This window comes from Arthrobacter sp. ZGTC131 (genome assembly GCF_002929275.1).
In the GTDB taxonomy this organism is placed as follows: domain Bacteria; phylum Actinomycetota; class Actinomycetes; order Actinomycetales; family Micrococcaceae; genus Arthrobacter.
Window position 1 is genome coordinate 118,862 of the sequence record NZ_PJIK01000008.1, and the last position, 19,911, is coordinate 138,772.

20 protein-coding genes are annotated in these 19,911 nt (G+C 67.8%); 15 read left to right on the plus strand and 5 right to left on the minus strand.

The window, feature by feature from the left end:
• Positions 1 to 37: 37 nt before the first annotated feature.
• A complete protein-coding gene (locus CXQ90_RS11890) occupies positions 38 to 628 on the minus strand; it encodes a dihydrofolate reductase family protein (RefSeq protein WP_104139366.1) in 591 nt (196 codons plus the stop codon).
• A gap of 135 nt (positions 629 to 763) precedes the next feature.
• Here CXQ90_RS11890 and CXQ90_RS22645 point away from each other — a divergent pair, with 135 nt between their 5' ends.
• The 5 genes from CXQ90_RS22645 to CXQ90_RS11910 all read left to right on the plus strand — a co-directional run bounded on the left by CXQ90_RS22645 (position 764) and on the right by CXQ90_RS11910 (position 3,929).
• Positions 764 to 1,405 carry an FAD-dependent oxidoreductase gene (locus CXQ90_RS22645; RefSeq protein WP_219816680.1) on the plus strand — a complete coding sequence of 214 codons (642 nt, stop codon included), beginning with the start codon at positions 764 to 766 and terminating at the stop codon, positions 1,403 to 1,405.
• 27 nt (positions 1,406 to 1,432) lie between these two features.
• A complete protein-coding gene (locus tag CXQ90_RS22650; RefSeq protein WP_219816681.1) occupies positions 1,433 to 1,852 on the plus strand; it encodes an FAD-dependent monooxygenase in 420 nt (139 codons plus the stop codon).
• Between the two features lie 307 nt (positions 1,853 to 2,159).
• Entirely contained in the window at positions 2,160 to 2,441 is a 282-nt protein-coding gene (locus tag CXQ90_RS11900; RefSeq protein ID WP_104139368.1) for a hypothetical protein, read from the plus strand.
• 60 nt (positions 2,442 to 2,501) lie between these two features.
• Positions 2,502 to 3,632: a sialidase family protein gene (locus CXQ90_RS11905; protein WP_104139369.1), complete on the plus strand. Its 1,131-nt coding sequence runs from the start codon at positions 2,502 to 2,504 to the stop codon at positions 3,630 to 3,632.
• A 9-nt stretch (positions 3,633 to 3,641) separates the two neighbouring features.
• Positions 3,642 to 3,929, plus strand: coding sequence for a MoaD/ThiS family protein (locus tag CXQ90_RS11910; RefSeq protein ID WP_104139371.1), 288 nt, complete (start codon positions 3,642 to 3,644; stop codon positions 3,927 to 3,929).
• A gap of 5 nt (positions 3,930 to 3,934) precedes the next feature.
• Here the strand turns inward: CXQ90_RS11910 and CXQ90_RS11915 are convergent, their stop codons facing one another.
• A complete protein-coding gene (locus CXQ90_RS11915; RefSeq protein ID WP_056623862.1) occupies positions 3,935 to 4,171 on the minus strand; it encodes a hypothetical protein in 237 nt (78 codons plus the stop codon).
• 221 nt (positions 4,172 to 4,392) lie between these two features.
• Between CXQ90_RS11915 and CXQ90_RS11920 the strand changes: the two genes are divergently transcribed.
• Positions 4,393 to 6,123, plus strand: a complete 1,731-nt coding sequence (locus CXQ90_RS11920; protein WP_104139372.1) for an alpha-glucosidase — start codon at positions 4,393 to 4,395, stop codon at positions 6,121 to 6,123.
• 109 nt (positions 6,124 to 6,232) lie between these two features.
• Here the strand turns inward: CXQ90_RS11920 and CXQ90_RS11925 are convergent, their stop codons facing one another.
• Positions 6,233 to 7,927 carry an alpha-amylase family protein gene (locus CXQ90_RS11925; protein WP_104139374.1) on the minus strand — a complete coding sequence of 565 codons (1,695 nt, stop codon included), beginning with the start codon at positions 7,925 to 7,927 and terminating at the stop codon, positions 6,233 to 6,235.
• Positions 7,924 to 8,895: a TIGR03885 family FMN-dependent LLM class oxidoreductase gene (locus CXQ90_RS11930; protein WP_104139375.1), complete on the minus strand. Its 972-nt coding sequence runs from the start codon at positions 8,893 to 8,895 to the stop codon at positions 7,924 to 7,926. The genes CXQ90_RS11925 and CXQ90_RS11930 overlap by 4 nt, the downstream gene beginning before the upstream one ends.
• Before the next feature lie 82 nt (positions 8,896 to 8,977).
• Here CXQ90_RS11930 and CXQ90_RS11935 point away from each other — a divergent pair, with 82 nt between their 5' ends.
• Entirely contained in the window at positions 8,978 to 10,045 is a 1,068-nt protein-coding gene (locus CXQ90_RS11935) for an ATP-dependent DNA ligase (protein WP_104139377.1), read from the plus strand.
• Between the two features lie 167 nt (positions 10,046 to 10,212).
• Here the strand turns inward: CXQ90_RS11935 and CXQ90_RS11940 are convergent, their stop codons facing one another.
• Positions 10,213 to 11,532 (minus strand): MFS transporter, encoded by a 1,320-nt coding sequence (locus CXQ90_RS11940; RefSeq protein ID WP_104139378.1) that lies wholly within the window; start codon positions 11,530 to 11,532, stop codon positions 10,213 to 10,215.
• Between the two features lie 227 nt (positions 11,533 to 11,759).
• Between CXQ90_RS11940 and CXQ90_RS11945 the strand changes: the two genes are divergently transcribed.
• From CXQ90_RS11945 to pcaC, 8 genes are all read left to right on the plus strand, one after another.
• A complete protein-coding gene (locus CXQ90_RS11945; RefSeq protein ID WP_104139380.1) occupies positions 11,760 to 12,623 on the plus strand; it encodes an IclR family transcriptional regulator in 864 nt (287 codons plus the stop codon).
• 154 nt (positions 12,624 to 12,777) lie between these two features.
• The gene (locus CXQ90_RS11950) at positions 12,778 to 13,659 is read left to right on the plus strand and encodes a shikimate dehydrogenase (RefSeq protein WP_104139381.1); all 882 of its coding nucleotides are present in this window, start codon (positions 12,778 to 12,780) and stop codon (positions 13,657 to 13,659) included.
• On the plus strand, positions 13,659 to 15,593 hold the full coding sequence (locus CXQ90_RS11955; RefSeq protein ID WP_104139383.1) for a bifunctional sugar phosphate isomerase/epimerase/4-hydroxyphenylpyruvate dioxygenase family protein: 1,935 nt from the start codon (positions 13,659 to 13,661) through the stop codon (positions 15,591 to 15,593). Before CXQ90_RS11950 ends, CXQ90_RS11955 begins: the two co-directional genes overlap by 1 nt.
• A gap of 37 nt (positions 15,594 to 15,630) precedes the next feature.
• Entirely contained in the window at positions 15,631 to 16,536 is a 906-nt protein-coding gene (gene pcaH, locus CXQ90_RS11960) for a protocatechuate 3,4-dioxygenase subunit beta (RefSeq protein WP_104139384.1), read from the plus strand.
• Complete coding sequence (gene pcaG / locus CXQ90_RS11965) at positions 16,529 to 17,110, plus strand: protocatechuate 3,4-dioxygenase subunit alpha (protein WP_104139386.1); 582 nt, start codon at positions 16,529 to 16,531, stop codon at positions 17,108 to 17,110. Before pcaH ends, pcaG begins: the two co-directional genes overlap by 8 nt.
• Positions 17,107 to 18,576 (plus strand): lyase family protein, encoded by a 1,470-nt coding sequence (locus CXQ90_RS11970; RefSeq protein ID WP_104139387.1) that lies wholly within the window; start codon positions 17,107 to 17,109, stop codon positions 18,574 to 18,576. The genes pcaG and CXQ90_RS11970 overlap by 4 nt, the downstream gene beginning before the upstream one ends.
• The gene (locus tag CXQ90_RS11975) at positions 18,569 to 19,387 is read left to right on the plus strand and encodes an alpha/beta fold hydrolase (RefSeq protein WP_104139389.1); all 819 of its coding nucleotides are present in this window, start codon (positions 18,569 to 18,571) and stop codon (positions 19,385 to 19,387) included. The genes CXQ90_RS11970 and CXQ90_RS11975 overlap by 8 nt, the downstream gene beginning before the upstream one ends.
• Positions 19,384 to 19,848: a 4-carboxymuconolactone decarboxylase gene (gene pcaC / locus CXQ90_RS11980; protein ID WP_104139390.1), complete on the plus strand. Its 465-nt coding sequence runs from the start codon at positions 19,384 to 19,386 to the stop codon at positions 19,846 to 19,848. The genes CXQ90_RS11975 and pcaC overlap by 4 nt, the downstream gene beginning before the upstream one ends.
• Positions 19,849 to 19,911: the final 63 nt, after the last annotated feature.

Here is a 19,911-nt window from a genome sequence, read left to right on the forward strand (position 1 = left end):
GCCGCGGCGAACCGATTTGGCGATTGAGCGTCAGCTGTCAGCGAATTGCCCGGTAGCGCACGTGGGTGACGAGCCGGGTGCCGCGCACTTCCGTCGGTTCAAGCTGGAGGTCCGTGACGCCGTCGAGCAGCCGCTCGCCCGCTCCCAGGACGATGGGCGCGGTGTGGAGCCGCAGCTCGTCGATCAGTCCCGCCGACAGGTATTGGCGGGCGGTCTCCGCTCCTCCGGCAATGGCCACGTCCTTGCTGCCGGCGGCCTTCCGCGCCTGCGCCAGCGCCGATTCGATTCCATCGTTCACGAAGTTGAAGGTGGTGCCGCCCCGCATCTCCAAGGGGGCGCGTGGGTGATGCGTGAGAACGAACACGGGTGCGTGATAGGGCGGTTCCTCACCCCACCATCCCCGCCATTCCTCATCCCACGTTCCGGGACCGGCGAACATGTTCCGTCCCATGATGTAAGCGCCGGCCTCGAGGATGCCGTCGAGCTCGGCTGCGTTGGACTCGGCGTCCTCGAACATCCACCTGTGCAGGAGCTCTCCGCCCTCGCCCAGGGGCTCCGCCGGGGTTTGGTTCGGACCGGCGAGGAATCCGTCGAGGGAAATGGTCAGATCGCACGTGACTCTGCTCATGCGCCCATCATGCCACCACTCTGCGGTCCGGGGGCGGCTGAGCGTCCAGCAGTTTCGCCGTCGTGCCGCTCTCAGGATGTGCTGCGCACGGCTCCCAGTTGCTGCCTCCGTTTGTTGGGGGAGTACTTTGACGACATGCGAAAACTGCGAAGAGTGGTCATTTGCGGGGCCGGAATCAGCGGCCTGTCCTGCGCCGCGTTTCTGGCCCGAAACGGATGGCAGGTGACCGTGGTCGATCACGCGAGGGGTCCTCGACCGCAGGGGTACATGATCGATTTCTTCGGTCCCGGCTGGCTGCCCGCCGACAGTCTGGGCATCATCCCCCGGCTCCACGAGCTGGGCTATCGGGTCCAACGGCTGGACTACGTGGACCGCAAAGGCGAAAGCCGCGCCAGCCTGCCGCTCGCGAAATTCGCCAACGTTGCCAGGGGCGAACTGATCAGCCTCCTGCGGCCCGACCTAGAACTGGCCATCCGCGAAGTACTGCCCCCGGACTTGGATCTCCGCTATGGCTGCACTGTCTCGGCCGTTCGGCAGAGCAGCGAATCTGTAATCGTCACCCTCGACGACGGCGGCTCGCTGGAAGCCGATCTGCTCATCGGGGCGGACGGGATCCACTCGGCCGTGCGGGAGCTAGTTTTCGGACCGGAGGACGAGTTCCTCCACTACCTGGGGTTCCAGGTAGGCGCCTATTCGTTCCACGACTCCGATCTCGCCGCCCGGATCGGCGACAGAGTTGCCGTCACCGATACGCGCAGTGAGGCGATGTTCTTCTAAAGGTTGCGTGATGGCACGGTCACCGCCATGGCCGTTCACCGTACGGACAACCCCGTTCTCCCGGCTGATCCGCCGGCGCTGCTGCGGTCGAGATACCGGGGCCTCGGCTGGATTTGTCCAGCCGCCCTGGACCACTGTCCCGACGAGATCTACTACGACCAGGTCGCCCAGATCAGGATGCCCCGCTGGCGTGCGGGACGGGTGCTCCTGCTCGGCGACGCAGCAGCGGCGGTGTCGCTGCTGGCGGGACAAGGCGCCTCCCTCGGGATGGGCGCCGCATACGTGCTGGCTGAGGAACTCGAAAAACAGCCCGCGGTCAGCCGTGCCCTCGAAACCTTCGAGGCACGGGTTCGTCCCCTGGTCGAGCAAAACCAGCGGGCCGGTGTGTCTGCCGCGCGGTGGTTCGTTCCCGCCACCAGCTATTCTTCCTTGTGCGCCGGAGCGTGATCAGACTGGCCAAGGTTCCGGGCATAACGCGGCTGATCAGCTCTACCCTGGTCGGCAAATCCGGCTTCCCGCACTAGCCAAACGGGCATGCTGGGACCTGAGCCCGGAGGATTATTCAGGCGAGTCTCGGCCGGCTCAATGTCAGCGCTATTGTGCTTGCCCGGCTGTTCATCCCTGCGGAATATTCTTTCACCGCCGCGGTTGTGTTCATCACACGCCGCTGTGGCGCCACGTCGGTTCGGTCCGCCGGTCGCATACTGGACTGACGGGGAGGCGGCGTATGCACGGGCAGGCAGGAGGAACAGGCATGAAAACCCTGATGGCAGTGGTGCGGAACGAGTACTTTCCCGCGGCCGCAGTGCTGGCGTTCGTCGTGCTGTTCTGGACGGCGGGACTGTTCGGCGGTCTGTCGTTGCTCAGCACCAGCCAGCCGCCGATCGCCACGCTGTTCTGGCTGCTGTTTGTCTACGCAGCGGCCGTCCTGTCGCCGCTGGCAGGGCTCCTCGCCGCGGTTGACCTCGTCCGCAGATGGTTGCGGAACCGCCGCGCGGCGCAGATCGGGACGGGCGCAGCACGCAGCGACCAGTGACGGGCCCCGGCCCAGGCTCCTGCGCCCAAACCATTGCGGCCTCCCCGCCGGAGTGGTTGCATGGGGTGCATGGCTACCCCTGAGAGTTATGTCTTAGCGATCGGAACCAAGAAAGGCCTCTGGCTGGCGAGCAGCCAGGACCGGAAGCAATGGTCCTTCACCGGCCCGCATTTCCTGATGAGTGAGATCCCCAGCATCGGGATCGACACCCGCGACGGCCGCACCCGGATCATGGTGGGCGTCAGGTCCGAGCACTGGGGCCCCACCGTTGCCCATTCGGATGATCTCGGCGCCACCTGGACCGAGCCCGAGCAGGGCGCGATCAAGTTTCCCGACGGCACCGACGCCGCCGTGGAACGCATCTGGCAGATCTACCCCGACGCCGAGTCCCGCCCCGGAGTGGTCTGGGCCGGTGCCGAGCCCATTTCGGTTTGGAAATCCACGGACGGCGGCGAGCACTTCGAACTGAACCGCGGACTGTGGGACCACCCGCACCGCAGCGAATGGGGCGCCGGGTACGGAGGCGCCGCCGCGCACTCGATCGTGGTCAACCCGTCCGGAGACAACGTGCACGTCGCCATGAGCACCGGCGGCGTGTACCGCTCGCTCGACGGCGGATCGTCCTGGCAGCCCCGGAACAAGGGAATTTCCGCCTACTTCATGCCCGATCCCAACCCGGAATTCGGCCAGTGCGTGCACAAGATTGCGGCGGATGCCGCCGTCGAAGGCCGCCTTTACGCGCAAAATCACCACGGCGTCTACCGCAGCGATGACAATGCCGAAAACTGGGAGTCAATCGCGGAGGGGCTGCCCGCCGATTTTGGCTTCGTGATGCTGACGCATCCGCGGCGGGCGGGCACGGCCTGGGTGATTCCCCTCAAGGCCGACGGCGAGCGGATTCCTCCGGAGGGCAGGCTCGCCGTGCACCGCACGGACGACGCCGGCGGCACCTGGAAGCGGCTGGACGCCGGACTGCCGCAGGCCGAATACAACGCGGTGCTCCGTGACGCGGCCGCGGTGGATTCTGCCGAACCCGCCGGGGTGTACTTCGGAACACGCGGCGGCTCGGTCTATGCCAGCGCTGACGAGGGTGAATCGTTTGCCGAGGTGGCGTCCCACCTGCCTGACGTACTGTGCGTACGGGCCGCCGTGGTTGCGGATGCCAAGGTCACGGCACCGGTTTCTGCATGAGGATCCGTTATGGCTGACATCAGCGTGGTGCTTCCCAGCGTCCTCCAGCCGCTCGCCGGCGGGCAGTCCTTCCTGACTGCGCCCGCCGACGGGACGGTGACTGTGGGCTGGTTGCTGGATTCCGTGACCGGGGATTACCCGGTGCTCGCCAGGAGGCTGCGGGACGAAACGGGTGCCCTCCGCCGCTACGTGAATATTTACGTGAACGGTGACGAGGTCCGGCGTCTCCAGGGCCTGGATACGGAGGTCGCTGCCGGCCAGGAGGTGCTGATCATTCAGTCCGTGGCCGGGGGTTAGCGGGCTCAGGCGACGCGCCAAACGCTGCACTCGTCCGTATTGATGGCCTTGCGCATGCCGGTGTGGTGATCCATGATCCAGACGACGCCGATTCCCGGCGCTGTCTCCTGGACGCTGCCGCGGCGGATGATGACGTCGTCGTAGCTGGGTCCCACGGAGAGGCGGGCTTCGATCTCGTCCCCGCGGTGGAGCTGGTCCAGCGCGCGGACGCGGGTTATGTGGGCTTTGGCTTCCTTCAACATGGCGTGGCCTCCTGAACTGGAGCTGGTGCCTGCTATTGCCGGCACTTCCAGTGTGGCGGGGTATTGTTGCGCCCGGGTTTCCTGCCCGTTAGCACCCGGTTAGCTTTCCGCGCCGGGCCGGTTTCCGCACTGGGGGCCCGGCCATTGACCGCCGAATCATCTGCCACGAGACTTTCAATGGGTTTGCATCCCGCACCGGCGCCGACCAGGAGGAACCAGCAATGACCATCCAGGAATCTGAGGCAGAAGCCGCCTTCAGGGCGGGCAGGGAATGGTTCAAGAGTGCGGTGGTGTACCAGATCTACCCGCGCAGCTTCGCCGATTCGGACGGGGACGGGATCGGCGACCTCCGCGGGATCATCGGCCGGCTCGACTACCTGCAGGAACTGGGCGTCGACGTCGTGTGGCTGTCCCCGGTGTACCGCTCACCGCAGGACGACAACGGTTACGACATCAGCGACTACCGGGACATCGATCCGGTCTTCGGGGACCTGGCAACCCTGGATGAGCTCCTGGACGGACTGCACGCACGCGGCATGAAGCTCGTGATGGACCTGGTGGTCAACCACACCTCGGACGAGCACCCGTGGTTCGCGGAATCCCGCTCGGGCAAGGACAATCCGAAGAGGGACTGGTACTGGTGGCGGCCGCCGCGGGACGGTGCCGAGCCCGGCACTGCGGGTGCGGAGCCGAACAACTGGGGGTCCGCGTTTTCCGGGCCGGCCTGGGAGTACGACCCCGCGTCCGGGGAGTACTACCTCCACCTCTTTTCACGGAAGCAGCCGGACCTCAACTGGGAGAACCCGGACGTGCGGACCGCCATCTACGACATGATGAACTGGTGGCTCGACCGGGGAGTGGACGGCTTCCGGATGGACGTCATCAACTTCATTTCCAAGGTGGAGTCACTGCCGGACGGTCCACGGGCTGACGGCATGCTCTACGGCGACGGCGGACCCCACTTCATCTGCGGGCCGCGCATCCACGAGTTCCTGCAGGAGATGCACCAGGAGGTCTTCGCCGGCCGCGACAAGGACCTGCTCACCGTGGGCGAGATGCCCGGGGTGACGGTGGAGGACGCCGCGCTGTTCACCGACCCTAAACGCCATGAGGTGGACATGGTGTTCCAGTTTGAGCACGTGGCCCTGGACCAGGAGGGCGGCAACAAGTGGCGGCCCAAGAAGCTCCAGCTGACCGACCTGAAGAGGTCCCTGGGCCGCTGGCAGGAGGCGCTGGCGGAGAGCGGCTGGAACAGCCTCTACTGGGGCAACCACGACCAGGCCCGCGCCGTGTCCCGCTTCGGCGACGACGGCCTGTACCGCGAGCTGTCGGCCAAAATGCTGGCCGCCGTCCTGCATCTGCACCGCGGCACGCCGTACGTCTACCAGGGCGAGGAACTGGGCATGACCAACATGGCGTTCGGCGCGATCAGCGACTACCGCGACATCGAAGTCCTCAACCACCACCGGGAGGCCACCACGCACCTGGGCCACACGGACGCCGAGGTCCTCGCCGCCCTGGCGCCGCTGAACCGCGACAACGCGCGCACGCCGGTCCAGTGGGACGCAAGCCGGCATGCGGGCTTCACCACCGGGGCCCCGTGGATCACGGTCAATCCGAACGCGAACACCATCAACGCCGCCGCACAGGTGGACGACCCGCAGTCGGTCTTCAGCTTCTACCGGCAGGTCATCGCCCTGCGGCACGTGGACCCCGTGGTGGCCTACGGCGACTTCACCATGCTGCTGCCCGACGACGAACACGTCTACGCGTTCCGGCGCTCACTGCCGGACGCGGAGATGCTGGTCCTGGGAAACTTTTCGGCCACCAAACAGTCGCCCGGCCTTGACGAGTCCTGGGGCGCCGCCGAGCAGGTGCTGGGGAACTACCCGCCGGAAGCCGGCCTGAGGTTGCGTCCCTGGGAAGTCAAGGTCTTCCGCCGCAGCCTGTAGCCCGCCAGCCGACCGCCCCGCCAGCCGACCGCCCCGCCGGCCGGCCCGCCTGCGGGCCGCCCCCGCCAGGCGGGGGCGGCCCCTTAGCGGTGGCCCTCAGAGCGCGCCCTCAGGGCGCGAGCCGGTCGCCGGTCTTGTGTACCCGGAACCAGCGGTAGCCGTAGCGGCCCAGCTCAACCGTGAATCCGCCGTCGGGCTCCAGCGGAACGTTGTCGCCGTCGAACAAGTCCAGCAGTACTGCGCCCTTGAACGCCCGGGGCGGGCCGTCCTTGGGACCGGCGTTGCCGCTGACTTTCACAGTGTCCTCGCCGAGGTTGTGGAGCAGCACCAGGGTGGCCCCGGTCGAGCTGCAGGTATGCGCGAAGACCGCCGGCTCGGGCTGGTCGATGACGGCGAAGTCGCCCCAGCCCAGCTCGGGTGATTCGCGGTAGCGCTGGATGAGCGTGGCGATGAAGTTCCACAGGGACTCCGGGTCCCGCTTGGCGGCCGCGGCATTGACCTTGTCCGGGCCGAACTCCCCGCGAGCCACCGGCTGCACAAGGTCCGAGACCAGCGCGTTGGAGAAGCCGCCGTTCTTTTCGTCGTTCCATTGCATGGGCGTGCGCACGGCAGACCGGCTTTTCTGCCGCAGGTCCTCGCCCATCCCGATTTCTTCGCCGTAATAGAGCACGGGTGTGCCCGGCAGGGAGAACATCAGCGAGTACACCATGCGGATCCTGCCGGCGTCGCCGTTGAGCATCGGCGGCAGCCGGCGCCGAAGGCCCCGGCCGTAGACCTGCATGTTCTTCTCCGGGCCGAACGCGGCGAAGACCTCCTCACGCTCGCCGTCGCTGAGCTTGTCGAGCGTGAGCTCGTCATGGTTGCGGACGAACATGGCCCACTGGTTGTCTGGATTCAGCGCCGGCCGGCTCTTCAGCGTCTCCGCCAGCGGCCGGGCGTCCCCGCGGGCCAGCGACAGGTAAATGTGCTGCATGGACATGAAGTCGAACTGCATGTTCAGCTCATCGCCCTCGGCGCCGCCGAAGTACTCCAGCTGCTCCTTGTACGGCAGGTTCACCTCACCCAGCAGCACCGCGCTGCCGTTGCGCCGGCTGACGAAGCTGCGCAGGGCGGACAGGTAGTCGTGCGGGTCAATCCTGGCCGCCTCATCCTTGGGCTGGCCGCGGGTTTCCAGGAAGAACGGGACGGCATCGAGCCGGAAACCGTCCAGGCCCAGTTCCAGCCAGAGTCCCATGGCCTTGGCGATCTCGTTCCGGACCTTGGGGTTGGTGACGTTGAGATCCGGCTGGTGCTCGGCGAACATGTGCAGGTACCACTCGCCGGTGGCGTCGTCCTGCGTCCAGAGGGACGTCTGCTCGCCCGGGAACACCACTTCCGAGGAGGTGTCCGGCGGGGTGTCCTTCCGCCACACGTAATAGTCGCGGTACGGATTGTCCACGGACTTGCGGGCTTCCTGGAACCACGGATGCTGGTTGGACGTGTGGTTGACCACGAAATCCGCGATCACCCTGATGCCGCGGTCCTTGGCCGTGCGGATGAACTCCACAAGGTCGCCCATGGTGCCCAGCCGGTGGTCCACGCCGTAGAAGTCCGTGACGTCATAGCCGTCGTCGCGGTCCGGCGACGGATAGAACGGCATCAGCCAGATGCAGCTCACGCCCAGCGCCGCGAGGTAGTCCACGCGCTGGGTGAGGCCGGCAAAATCGCCGGTGCCGTCGCCGTCGTCGTCGAAAAAAGTCTCGACGTCGAGGCAGTAGATCACGGCGTTCTTCCACCACAGGTCCGACGTTTCGGCGATTCTCATGCGACGCGCACCTTCCGCAGCTGAGGCAGCACCTGGTCCGCGAAAGCATCGATGAACGGTGCCTGCTCCTGGCCCACGAAATGCAGGTACAGCTCATCGAAGCCGAGGTCGGCGTACTCGCCGAGCCACTGCGCGTGCTGGTCCAGGCTGGCCGATATGTTCACCGATTTCCGCAGCTGTTCCTCGCCGACGTCCGCGCTGACGCCGTCGAAATGCGCCGCCGTGGGCAGGTCCCAGGGTATGGGCGGCGCGAAAATGTTGGACCGCCACTGGTCCATGGCAATTCCGACGGCGTCCCTCTCATCGGGCGCCCAGGACAGGTGGATCTGCAGGATCGCCTTGCCGCGGCCGCCATTGTCGCGGTAGGCGGCGAGCATCTCCCTGAGTTTGTCGTGGGGCTGGTTCACGGTGACCAGCCCGTCCGCCCAGGCCGCCGAGCGGCCCGCCGTCTCCACACTGATGGCCGGGGCAATGAGCGGCGGCGGGGGCTCCGGAACGTCCCAGATCCGGGCCTGCTCCACGGTGACCAGCCCGTGGTGGGTTACCTCCTCGCCGGTGTGCAGGCGGCGGATGACATCCACGCACTCCTCGAGCCGCTGCTGCCGCGTCTCCTTCAGCGGCCAGGGGTCACCGGTGATGTGCTCGTTCATGTTCTCCCCGCTGCCCAGGGCCACCCAGAAGCGGCCCGGGAACATGGAGGCCAGCGTGGCCGAGGCGTGCGCAATGACGGCGGGGTGGTACCGCTGGCCCGGGGCGTTGACCACGCCGAACCGCAGCCCGGTGGTGGCCAGGGCGGCGCCCAGCCAGGACCACGCGAAGCCGGAATGCCCCTGCCGGGCGGACCACGGCTCGATGTGGTCCGAGCACATGGCGGCGTCGAAGCCGGCCGCCTCGGCGTGTTGGACGTCCTTGAGGAGCTGTCCGGGGCTGATCTGTTCATGCGATGCGTGAAATCCGATGGCTGCCATCGTTAATGTCTACCGGGGGCCGGTCACCGTGTCGAGGGCAGGGGGTGGCGCCCGGGCGGGCCCCCGGGCAAGAATGGGGCCTATGCAGCTGCCTGTCATGCCCCCCGTTGCGCCCATGCTTGCCAAATCGGTGACGTCCATTCCGGACGGTGCCATGATTTATGAGCCCAAGTGGGACGGCTTCCGGTCCATCATCTTCCGCGACGGCGACGACGTGGAGATCGGCAGCCGCAACGAAAAGCCCATGACCCGGTACTTTCCGGAGCTGGTGGAGGCGCTGAAGGAAAATCTGCCGCCGCGGTGCGTGCTCGACGGCGAGATCGTCCTGGTGGGCGCCTCGGGGGACCGGCTCGACTTTGACGCCCTGCAGCAGCGGATCCATCCGGCCGCGAGCAGGGTCAAGCTGCTGGCCGAACAGACGCCGGCCAAGTTCGTGGCCTTCGATCTGCTGGCCCTGGGCGAGGACGACTTCAGCGGCAGGCCCTTCGCCGAGCGGCGTGCCGCCCTGGAAGCGGCACTGGCCACCGCGCGTTCGCCGATCCACCTGACCGCCGCGACGCTGGACCGGGAGCTCGCCGGGAGGTGGTTCAACCAGTTTGAAGGGGCCGGCCTGGACGGGATCATCGCCAAGCCCCTCGACGGCGAGTACCAGCCGGACAAGCGCGCGATGTTCAAGGTCAAGCACGAACGCACCGCCGACTGCGTCCTTGCCGGCTACCGGGTGCACAAGAGCGGACCGGACGCCATCGGATCGCTGCTGCTGGGCCTGTACAGGCCCGACGGCGAACTCGCCAGCGTGGGGGTGGTGGGCGCCTTTCCGATGCAGCGGCGCCGGGACCTGTTCGAGGAGCTCCAGCCGCTGGTGACCGGCTTTGACGAGCATCCGTGGGCCTGGGCCAAACAGGAGGAAGGCGCGCGGACCCCGCGCAATGCCGAGGGCAGCCGCTGGAGCGCCGGCAAGGACCTGTCCTTCACGCCCCTGCGGCCCGAGCGGGTGCTGGAAGTGAAGTACGACCACATGGAGGGCGCGCGGTTCCGCCACACTGCGCAGTTCGTGCGCTGGCGCCCGGATCGGGACCCGTCGTCATGCACGTACGAGCAGCTCGAGGAGCCCGTGAAGTTCGACCTCGCAGAGGTCCTGGCCACCTAAACAGTGCCGGCCACATGACAAGGCGGCCCGCCCCTCATGAGGGGCGGGCCGCCGTCGTGACCTTCTTTGGAGCTAAACCGGCCGAATAGGCGGGGGACGCGCCGTGTCGTGGGCTGTTTGCCGGGCAAACGGGGTCACGACGGCGGGACGCACCTAAACCGGTCGGGTTACTTCAGGCCGAGCTGCTTGGTGGGGGTCCTGAAGGTTTCCTTGGCCGTGAGGGCCGAGACCGCGGCGATGGTGCAGATGACCGCAGTGAAGATGCTGATCTGGACCCAGCCGCCGGGCCTGATGCCGCCCATGGCAGCCACGATGGCCGGCGCGAACCCGGCCATCAGGAAGCCGAGTTGGGTGCCGATGGCCAGGCCGGAGAATCGGACCTTGGTGCTGAACATCTCGGCGTAGAAGGACGGCCAGACGGCGTTCGAGGCTGCATAGCCGCAGGAGAAGAAGCCGATGGCGGCCAGGAACATCAGCGGGACGCTGCCTGATTCGAGGCTGAGCAGGAACACGGGGGTCATGACCGCGCTGGCCAGCGCGCCGTAGATGAACACGGGCTTCCGGCCGATTTTGTCGGCCAGCATTCCGAACAGCGGCTGGGTGCCCAGGGCCACCAGGTTTGCGCCCACCACGAGCCACAGGGTGGTGGTGCCGTCCACGCCGGCCACGGTCTTGGCGTAGCTGATGGCGAGGGTGCCGAACACGGTGGAGACGGCGGCGATGAAGGCGCAGCAGATGACCCGGAGGACGTCGCGCCAGTGGGTCTTCAGCAGGTCGGCCACCGGCAGCTTGGCGATCTGGGCGGTCTTCTGGGCTTCCTCGAAGGCGGGCGGCTCGTGCAGCGTGCGGCGGATGAAGAACGCCACGATCACCACGACCGCGCTGAGCCAGAACGGAACGCGCCAGCCGATGCCGTACTTGATCTCGTCAGGCAGGGCCAGGACCGGGATGAAGACGAGCGCGGCGAGGATCTGGCCGCCCTGGGTGCCGGTGAGGGTCCAGGACGTGAAGAAGGAGCGGCGGTTGTCCGGTGCGTGTTCCAGGGTCATGGAGGAGGCGCCGGCCTGCTCGCCCGCGGCGGACAGGCCCTGGCACAAACGCGCCAGCACCAGCAGGGCGGGAGCCCACCAGCCCACGGTGTTGAAGTCCGGAAGGCAGCCGATCAGGAACGTCGAGGCGCCCATGAGCAGCAGGGTGAACATGAGGACCTTCCGCCTGCCCACCCGGTCACCGAAGTGGCCCAGGATGACGGCGCCGACCGGCCGGGCAACGTAGGCGAAGCCGAAGGTGGCGAAGGACATGATGGCCGCATTCGCGTCCGCATTCGGGAAGAAGACCGTGGGGAAGATGAGGGCGGCGGCAGAGCCGAAGATGAAAAAGTCGTAGTACTCGACGGCGCTGCCGAGGAAGCTGGCAAGGGCTGCCTTCTTCGGGGTCCCGGCCGGGGCAACGGTGCCCGGCTCTGCGGACGGGAGTGTCTGGCTCATGGTGTTCCTTCGGTGTGACGACGTTGTCGCGGATGTATCAGGAGTGTTGCAGCCGCGGTCCGGGATGGGGAAGGGGCGGCTGGAGGTCCTTGCAGAGACCCGGACGAAGTAGCCACATGGTGGGAGCTACTTGTGCGATACAGCAATGATGACTGTGAGGGCAGTCACCTGTCAAGAATTTTATTCACCATCTAGAAATAGCTCTCACATTGTGGCAACATCGAGTTATGAGTGTGAAAGAAGCCACAGGCAACGACGCCGGCATCCAGTCCCCGGAAGAAGCTTCAGTAGAGGGCCCCGAGGCATCGCCCAAGCCGGTCAAGGCGGGCAAGGACGATTCCCGGACGGACATGGTGGGCAAGGCCCTGGGCCTGCTCGTGCTGCTGGGTGATGAACCCCGCGGCGCGAGCGCTTCGGAGCTTTCCCGCCGGGCCGAACTGCCCTTCAGCACCACGTACCGGCTCCTGGGTTCGCTGACCCGGGACGGCTTCGTGGACTACGAATCCGAAGGCCGCCGTTACCACCTGGGCCTGCGCATCTTCCAGCTGGGCCAGCGCGTGTCCAACCACCACGGCTTCGCCGGCACCGCTCTGCCCATCCTGCGGCGCGTCACGGAGCAGACGGGTGAGGCCACCATCCTGTCCGTCCGAGACGGCCACCACCACCTCACCGTGAACAAGGTGGACGGGCCGCAGACCTTCCGGGTCACCAGCGACCCCGGCCACCTCGGCGCGCTCCACACCACCTCGGTGGGCAAGGCGCTGGTGGCCTTCGCGGAGGACGGCGAACGCGAGCGGCTGCTCGATGAGCTGCCGCTGGAACCCCTCACCAGCCTCTCCATCACGGACCGCGACGTCTTCCGGGCAGAAATCGACCAGGTCCGGCGGCAGGGGTACGCGGTCATGGACGAGGAGAACGAGCTCGGCATGCGCGCCGTGGCCGTGCCGGTCCTGAACTCCCAGGGCGTCGCCTTCGCCTCGCTGGCCACTGCGGTTCCCGTGTTCCGGCTCAGCATGGAGGCGCTCGTCGCCCTCGTGCCGCTGCTCCAGGCTGCCGCCGCGGAGCTGGCCGCCCGGCTGCCCCAGCGCTGAGTATCTGCTGCCCGATCTGCCAGAATTGTTCGCATCTAGAACAAGAGTGCAACATATGAACTTCTGCTGTACTGTAATCCCTATCACCCGGCCAGCGGCCGGCGCCACGGGGCGCCCCGCCAGCCGAGTGCCGTTGCCAAAGGAGCCCGCACGCATGAGCAATCGAACTGAGTCCTACCTCGTGGGACTGGTCGGCGATGGCGTAATGCCGTCACTCACGCCCCACATGCATGAACGCGAAGGCGACGTCCAGGGCCTCCGGTACCTGTACCGCCCCATCGACCTCCACGAGCTGGGCCTTCCCGGCGCCACCATCGGGGACCTGCTGCAGAGCGCCTACCGGATGGGCTTCAACGGGCTGAATGTCACGCACCCGTGCAAGCAGCTGGTCCTGGACCACCTGGACGAGATCACCCCGGACGCCGCCAGGCTGGGCGCCGTGAACACCGTGGTCATCCAGAACGGCCGGTTCATCGGACACAACACGGATTTCTCCGGCTTCGCCGCCGCCCTCGCCTCGGGCCTTCCGGATGCGAAGCTGGACCGCGTGGTGCAGCTGGGTGCGGGAGGCGCCGGTTCCGCCGTCGCGTACGCACTGCTCACCGCCGGCGTCCAGGTGCTGGACCTCGTGGACATGGATCCGCAGCGCGGCGCCGAACGCGCCGCCGAACTGGCCGGCTTCTTCCCGGACCGGACCGTCACGGCCCGCACGACGGCGGAGCTGCCGCGGCTCATGCCGCTGGCCGACGGCCTGGTGCACTGCACGCCCGTGGGCATGGCGGCCCACCCCGGGGTTCCGCTGGACATCGCCCTGGTGGAACCGCGCCACTGGGTGGCGGACATCGTCTACCGCCCCATCGAAACCGAACTGGTCCGCGAGGCCCGGGCCAAGGGCTGCGACGTTCTCGACGGCGGACGCATGGCAGTGGGCCAGGCCGCCGACGCCTTCCGGATCTTCACCGGCCTCGAAGCCGACGCGGAGCGGATGCGCGACCACTTCCTGGAGCTCATCGCCGCCGAAGAGGTGTCCGTCTGATGCGCACGGGAATCGCCACCGTGTGCCTCTCCGGCACGCTGAAGGAAAAAATGCAGGCCTGCGCCATCGCCGGCTTCGACGGCATCGAAATCTTCGAGCAGGACCTGGTGACCTCGCCGCTGAGCCCGGAGGACGTCCGGAAGATGGCCGCCGACCTTGGCCTCACCCTGGACCTCTACCAGCCGTTCCGCGATTTCGACGGCGTTTCCGAGGACCTGCTCGCCGCGAACCTCCACCGGGCCGACGCCAAGTTCCGGCTCATGTCGCGGCTGGGCATGGACACCATCCTGGTCTGCTCCAACGTCGCCACAGCCACGATTGACGACGACGGCCTCCGCGCCAAGCAGCTCGCCGCCCTGGCGGAACTGGCCGGGGACCACGGCGTGAAGGTGGCCTACGAGGCGCTGGCCTGGGGCAAGTACGTCAACGACTACGAGCACGCCCACCGGCTCGTGGAGATGGTGGACCACCCCAACCTCGGCACCTGCCTGGACTCCTTCCACATCCTGTCCCGCGACTGGGACACCGCGCCCATCGAGGACTTCAACCCAGGCAAGATCTTCTTCGTCCAGGTGGCGGACGCCCCCAAGCTCTCCATGGACGTGCTCTCCTGGAGCCGGCACTACCGCGTCTTCCCCGGCGAGGGGCAGTTCGAACTGGCCAAGTTCATGGGCCACGTGGTCCGCGCCGGGTACACCGGGCCCGTGTCCCTGGAGGTCTTCAATGACGTCTTCCGCCAGTCGGACGTCGAACGCACCGCCGTTGACGCCATGCGCTCGCTGATCTGGCTGGAGGAGCAGAGCGCCAAGTGGCTCGAGGCGAACCCTGCCGCGGGGGGTGCCGCCAATGGCGCGACGGGCACTGTTGCTGGTGGTCCTCCGGCCCCTGGCCGCCGTCGTTATCCCATGGAGCTGGCCACGCTCCCGCAGGTCGCCGAACCGGCCGGATTCAACTTTGCCGAGGTCAAGGCCGCGGACACCGCCGCGCTGGAAACCGTCCTGGGACAGCTCGGCTTCGAATTCAACGGCCGGCACCGGACCAAGGACGTGCAGCTGTGGACCATGGGCCATGCCCGGGTCATCATCAACGAACAGGGCCCGGGTGCCGGGGACGGCACGCCCGCCCCGGCGATCGCCGCCGGTATTGCTGCCATTGGCTTTGACGTCGATTCCCCCGTGATTGCCTCGGCCCGCGCCCAGCAGCTCAAGGCCCCCGTTGTCCCGCGCAAGAGCCAGGCCAACGAGGAAGTGTTCCAGGGCTTCGCAGCCCCGGACTCCACCGAGATCTTCCTGTGCCAGGGCAGCCCCGACGGCACCGCCGCATGGACCCGCGAGTTCGGCGAGGGGCTGGAAGTCCCGTCCGGTTCCCGCAGCGCCGTAATCGACCATGTCAACCTGGCCCAGCCGTGGCAGCACTTCGACGAGGCCGTCCTTTTCTACACGAGCGCCCTGGCCCTGGAGCCGCAGCCTTACGCGGAGGTGGCCAGCCCCAGCGGACTGGTCCGCTCCCAGGTCATGCAGACCTCCGACCGGGCTGTGCGCCTGGTCCTCAACCTGGCGCCGCTCCTGCAGCAGGACGGAACCCGGCACAAGACCTACCAGGAGCACATCGCGTTCGCCGTGGATGACCTGGTGGCCACCGCCAGGGCAGCCCGGGACCGGGGACTGGACTTCCTGCAGATCCCGGCGAACTACTACGAAGACCTGGACGCCAGGTTCGGGCTGGACCCGGACTTCCTGGCCAAACTCCAGGACCTCAACCTGCTCTATGACCGCGATGCCGACGGCGAGTTCCTGCACTTCTACACCGCCACCGTGGGCAGCGTTTTCTTCGAAATGGTGGAACGCCGCGGCAGCTACGACGGCTACGGGGCGCCCAACGCCCCGGTCCGGCACGCCGTCCAGTACGACCACCTGCACCAGCTGACCAAGTAACCGACCAACCAGCACCACCGATTGAAAGGAGGCTGCCGTGCCTGACGACGTGAATCTCGCGACGTACAACGCCGACGCGCTCACCGAGGACCTGTCCGACGCAGCACCTGCCGCATCCGGAACCGCACCGCAGGCCGTCCCGGCTGAAGTGCCCCGCGTGGAAACGCAGCAGGATCTCAGCGCGGAGATCAAGGCACTCGGAGACGCCTATGCACGGGCGCTGAAGGACGGCGCACCCAAGGAAACCCAACCCCGGCTGGACTTCGCCCCGTACCGCAGCAGCATCCTGCGCCACCCCACCAAGAGCCTGCACCACGCGGACCCGGAAACCATCGAGCTGCACTCGCCGGCGTTCGGACACCAGGACGTGCACGCCCTGGAGTCGGACCTCACCATCCAGCACAACGGCGAGCCGCAGGGCGAACGCATCATCGTGGCCGGCCGCGTGCTCGACGGCGACGGCCGCCCGGTCGCGGGCCAGCTCGTGGAAATCTGGCAGGCCAACTCCTCCGGCCGCTACATCCACAAGCGCGACCAGCACCCCGCCCCGCTGGACCCGAACTTCACCGGCGTGGGCCGCTGCATCACGGGCCCGGACGGCTCCTACCGCTTCACCACCATCAAGCCCGGCGCGTACCCGTGGAAGAACCATCTCAACGCCTGGCGCCCGGCGCACATCCACTTCTCCCTGTTCGGCACGGAATTCACCCAGCGGATTATCACCCAGATGTACTTCCCGGGCGACCAGCTCTTCCCGCTCGACCCGATCTACCAGTCGATCGTGGACCAGGACGCCCGCGACCGCCTCGTGGCCACGTACGACCACGACCTCACCCAGCCCGAATGGGCCCTGGGCTACAACTGGGACATCGTCCTGACAGGCTCCAAGCGGACTTGGACCGAAAACGAGGCGCTGGGCGCGGAAGGCGATGACCATGAGTAAACTCACCGCAACACCTGGCCAGACCGTGGGCCCCTTCTACGGCTACGCGCTGCCCTACGAGAAGGACCGCGAACTGCTCGCCCCCGGCTCCCCGGGCTCCATCCGCCTGCAGGGCACCGTGTTCGACGGCGCCGGGCACCCGATCCCGGACGCCATCCTGGAAATCTGGCAGCCGGACGCCGACGGCAATATCGTTCGCCGGACCGGCTCCCTGGTCCGCGACGGCTACACCTTCACCGGCTTCGGCCGCAGCGCCGTGGGCAACACCGGCGTATACACGTTCACCACGGTGAACCCCGGACCCACCGAGCCCGGCGCCGCGGCGTTCATCTCCGTGGCCGTCTTTGCCCGCGGCCTGATGAACCGCCTCTTCACGCGCGTCTACCTGCCCGAGGACCAAGAGGCCTTGGCCAAGGACCCGCTGCTGTCCTCGCTGGATCCCGAGCGCCGCAAGACGCTGATCGCCCGCCGCGACGCCGACGGCGGCCTCACCTGGGACATCCGCCTCCAGGGCGACGGTGAAACCGTCTTCCTCGACTTCGAGGGAACCGGAACCGAGGGTGCCTCACAGTGACCGACTTCCAGCCAGCCGGCACCGACGGCGACGTCGGGCTGCTCAGTCCCGTATCGGCGTCGCCCCTGGTGGCGGCGCTGACCGGGGACCGGGCTGTCCTGGCGGCGATCCTCGCCGTCGAAGCCGGCTGGGCAGCCGTGCTGGACAAGGCCGGCCTGGCGCCGGCCGGTTCCGCGGCCGTGGTGGCCCACGCGGCCGACGCGTCGCGCTACGACGTTGCCGGCATCGCGCTGCGGGCGCAGGGCGGCGGCAACCCGGTCATCCCCCTGCTGGCGGACCTCCGGGCCCAGGTCAAAATCTTGGACACCGGCGGTCTTGGTGCACTGCGTGCGGTGCACACCTCGCTGACCAGCCAGGACGTGCTGGACACGGCGCTCATGCTGCTGGCCCGGAACACGGTTTCGGCCCTGCTGGCCGACGTCCGGGGCACGACGACGGCGCTCGCCCGCCTGGCGGAACAGCATGCGGACACGCTGTGCGTGGGCCGGAGCCTGACGCAGCATTCGCTGCCGTTCACGTTTGGGCTCAAGGCCGCGCAGTGGTTCCACGGGCTGGCCGCCGCCGCGCGCCGGCTCGAGGCGCTGGAGCTGCCCGTGCAGGCCGGCGGTGCCGCCGGCACCCTGGCCGCCGGCACGGTCCTCACCGCCGGGTCGGCTTCGGATCCCTTCGGACTGTCGGACGAACTCGCCGCGCAGCTGGGCCTCGCTGCCACGCCGGTCCCGTGGCACACCAACCGGCTCGCCGTCACCTCACTGGGGGACGCCCTGGCCGGTGTGACGGATGTGCTCGGCAAGATCGCCTCTGACGTCCTGTTCCTGAGCCGGCCCGAGGTGGCCGAACTGGCCGAACCCCGGGTGCCCGGCCGAGGCGTTTCCTCGGCCATGCCACAGAAGCAGAACCCGGTGCTGTCGGTGCTGGTCCGCAGCGCAGCGCTCCGGGCCCCGGCCCTGGCCGCCCAGCTGCACCTCGCCGCCGCCAACTTCAACGACGAACGACCCGACGGCGCCTGGCACACCGAGTGGCCGGCCCTGCGCGAGCTGCTCGGCCTGGCCCTCGGCGCGGCCGGACACCTCCGCGAACTGGCCGAAGGGCTGCAGGTTTTCCCGGCGGGCATGCGCCGCAACCTGGACCTGTCCGGGCCGCTGCTCTTGAGCGAGGGCGTGTCCGCCGCCGTGGCGCCGCTGCTCGCTGTTGACGGATCCGGCAAGGACGGCAAGCAGCAGCTGCAGGCCGTGGTGGACCGGACACTGCAGACACCCGCTGCCGAGCAGGCGGAAACCTACCGGCGGCTGCTCCGCGAGGCTGTCCCGGCGGACCGGCTCTCCGACGGCAGGCTCGAGGAGCTGCTGGACCCTGCCAGCTACCTCGGCCAGGCCGCCGTGATCTCGCGGCGGATCGTGGCCGCCTTCCCAGACTATGCGCCTACCCCAACCGAAAAAGACGGAAACGGAGACTCCCGTGGCTAGACCAACACTGAAGGCAGTGCTGCTTTCTCCCCAGCGCACCCTCGGCGACAAACCCCTCCTGATTGTGGGGCCGTCGCTCGGCACCTCCTCGGTGCTGTGGACGCAGGCCGGTTCCGTGCTGGCCAGCGACGTCGACGTCATCGCCTGGGACCTGCCCGGGCACGGCGTCTCTCCCGCCGCCACCGAACCGTTCAGCGTCGCGGAACTGGCGGACGCCGTCGTCGAGCTTGCGGACTCGATCGCCCCCGGCGAGCGGTTCCACTACGCAGGCGTTTCGCTGGGCGGGGCCACCGGCCTGCAGCTCGGCATCAAACACGGCGACCGCCTCAAGAGCCTCTCCGTGCAGTGCTCGGGCGCCAAGCTCGGCACGCCCGAAGCCTGGCAGGAACGCGCCGAAACCGTCCGCACCCAGGGCACGCCCGTGATGATCCAGGGCTCGGCAGGGCGCTGGTTCGCACCCGGCTTCATGGACCGCCAACCGGAGCTGAGCAGCCGCCTCCTGCACTCCCTGCGCGACACCGACCGCTTCAGCTACGCCTTCTGCTGCGAGGCCCTGGCCGGCTTCGACGTCCGCGACCAGCTCGGCAGCATCGCCGTCCCCACCCAGGCGGTGGCCGGCGCGGAGGACTCCGTTGCGCCGCCGTCGATGGCGGAGGAAATCGCGGAAGGCATCACCGCCGGCGGAGGCACGGCCTCGGCCGTCACCCTCGGAGGCGTGGCCCACCTGGCGCCCGCCGAAGCGCCGGGCCACGTTGCCGACCTGCTGCGCACCCTCATCACGTGGAGCGAATCCCGCGGGGCAGCCAAGTGACCGGCCCCGAACGGCACGACTCGGACCGCCATGGCGTCGTGCAGCCGGACGCCACGAGCCAGGAAATCTACGACGGCGGCATGGTGGTCCGGCGCGAAGTCCTCGGCGACGCGCACGTGGACCGCGCCAACGCCAACAAGGACGCCTTCACCGAAGACTTCCAGGACATGATCACCCGCATCGCGTGGGGCGGCATCTGGACCCGTCCCGGCCTCCCGCGCCAGATGCGCTCCGCCGTCACCATCACCGCCATGGTGGCGCACGGGCACTGGGAAGAACTGGCCATGCACATCCGCGCCGCCATCACCAACGGCCTCAGCAGGGACGAGATCAAGGAAATCCTGCTGCAGACCGCCATTTACTGCGGAGTCCCCTCCGCCAACACCGCATTCAAGACCGCGCAGCAGGTTTTCCATGAAATGGACAACGCAGCGCTTGACGCAGCCACCCCGCCCAACTAGCTAGCAGCAGATGTCGTTTTGAGCCCTCATAACGACATCAACTTCGAGCTAGTTGGGACTCAC

Excerpts from the sequence above, each read along its gene's own strand:
- pcaG (WP_104139386.1), top strand. The coding sequence starts at position 16,529 with ATGAGTAAACTCACCGCAACACCTGGCCAGACCGTGGGCCCCTTCTAC.
- CXQ90_RS11890 (WP_104139366.1), bottom strand. The coding sequence starts at position 628 with ATGAGCAGAGTCACGTGCGATCTGACCATTTCCCTCGACGGATTCCTC.
- CXQ90_RS22645 (WP_219816680.1), top strand. The coding sequence starts at position 764 with ATGCGAAAACTGCGAAGAGTGGTCATTTGCGGGGCCGGAATCAGCGGC.
- CXQ90_RS11955 (WP_104139383.1), top strand. The coding sequence starts at position 13,659 with ATGCGCACGGGAATCGCCACCGTGTGCCTCTCCGGCACGCTGAAGGAA.
- CXQ90_RS11950 (WP_104139381.1), top strand. The coding sequence starts at position 12,778 with ATGAGCAATCGAACTGAGTCCTACCTCGTGGGACTGGTCGGCGATGGC.
- CXQ90_RS11915 (WP_056623862.1), bottom strand. The coding sequence starts at position 4,171 with ATGTTGAAGGAAGCCAAAGCCCACATAACCCGCGTCCGCGCGCTGGAC.
- CXQ90_RS11940 (WP_104139378.1), bottom strand. The coding sequence starts at position 11,532 with ATGAGCCAGACACTCCCGTCCGCAGAGCCGGGCACCGTTGCCCCGGCC.
- CXQ90_RS11930 (WP_104139375.1), bottom strand. The coding sequence starts at position 8,895 with ATGGCAGCCATCGGATTTCACGCATCGCATGAACAGATCAGCCCCGGA.
- CXQ90_RS11945 (WP_104139380.1), top strand. The coding sequence starts at position 11,760 with ATGAGTGTGAAAGAAGCCACAGGCAACGACGCCGGCATCCAGTCCCCG.
- CXQ90_RS11900 (WP_104139368.1), top strand. The coding sequence starts at position 2,160 with ATGAAAACCCTGATGGCAGTGGTGCGGAACGAGTACTTTCCCGCGGCC.
- CXQ90_RS11905 (WP_104139369.1), top strand. The coding sequence starts at position 2,502 with ATGGGGTGCATGGCTACCCCTGAGAGTTATGTCTTAGCGATCGGAACC.
- CXQ90_RS11920 (WP_104139372.1), top strand. The coding sequence starts at position 4,393 with ATGACCATCCAGGAATCTGAGGCAGAAGCCGCCTTCAGGGCGGGCAGG.
- CXQ90_RS11910 (WP_104139371.1), top strand. The coding sequence starts at position 3,642 with ATGGCTGACATCAGCGTGGTGCTTCCCAGCGTCCTCCAGCCGCTCGCC.
- CXQ90_RS11925 (WP_104139374.1), bottom strand. The coding sequence starts at position 7,927 with ATGAGAATCGCCGAAACGTCGGACCTGTGGTGGAAGAACGCCGTGATC.
- CXQ90_RS11935 (WP_104139377.1), top strand. The coding sequence starts at position 8,978 with ATGCAGCTGCCTGTCATGCCCCCCGTTGCGCCCATGCTTGCCAAATCG.
- CXQ90_RS22650 (WP_219816681.1), top strand. The coding sequence starts at position 1,433 with ATGGCCGTTCACCGTACGGACAACCCCGTTCTCCCGGCTGATCCGCCG.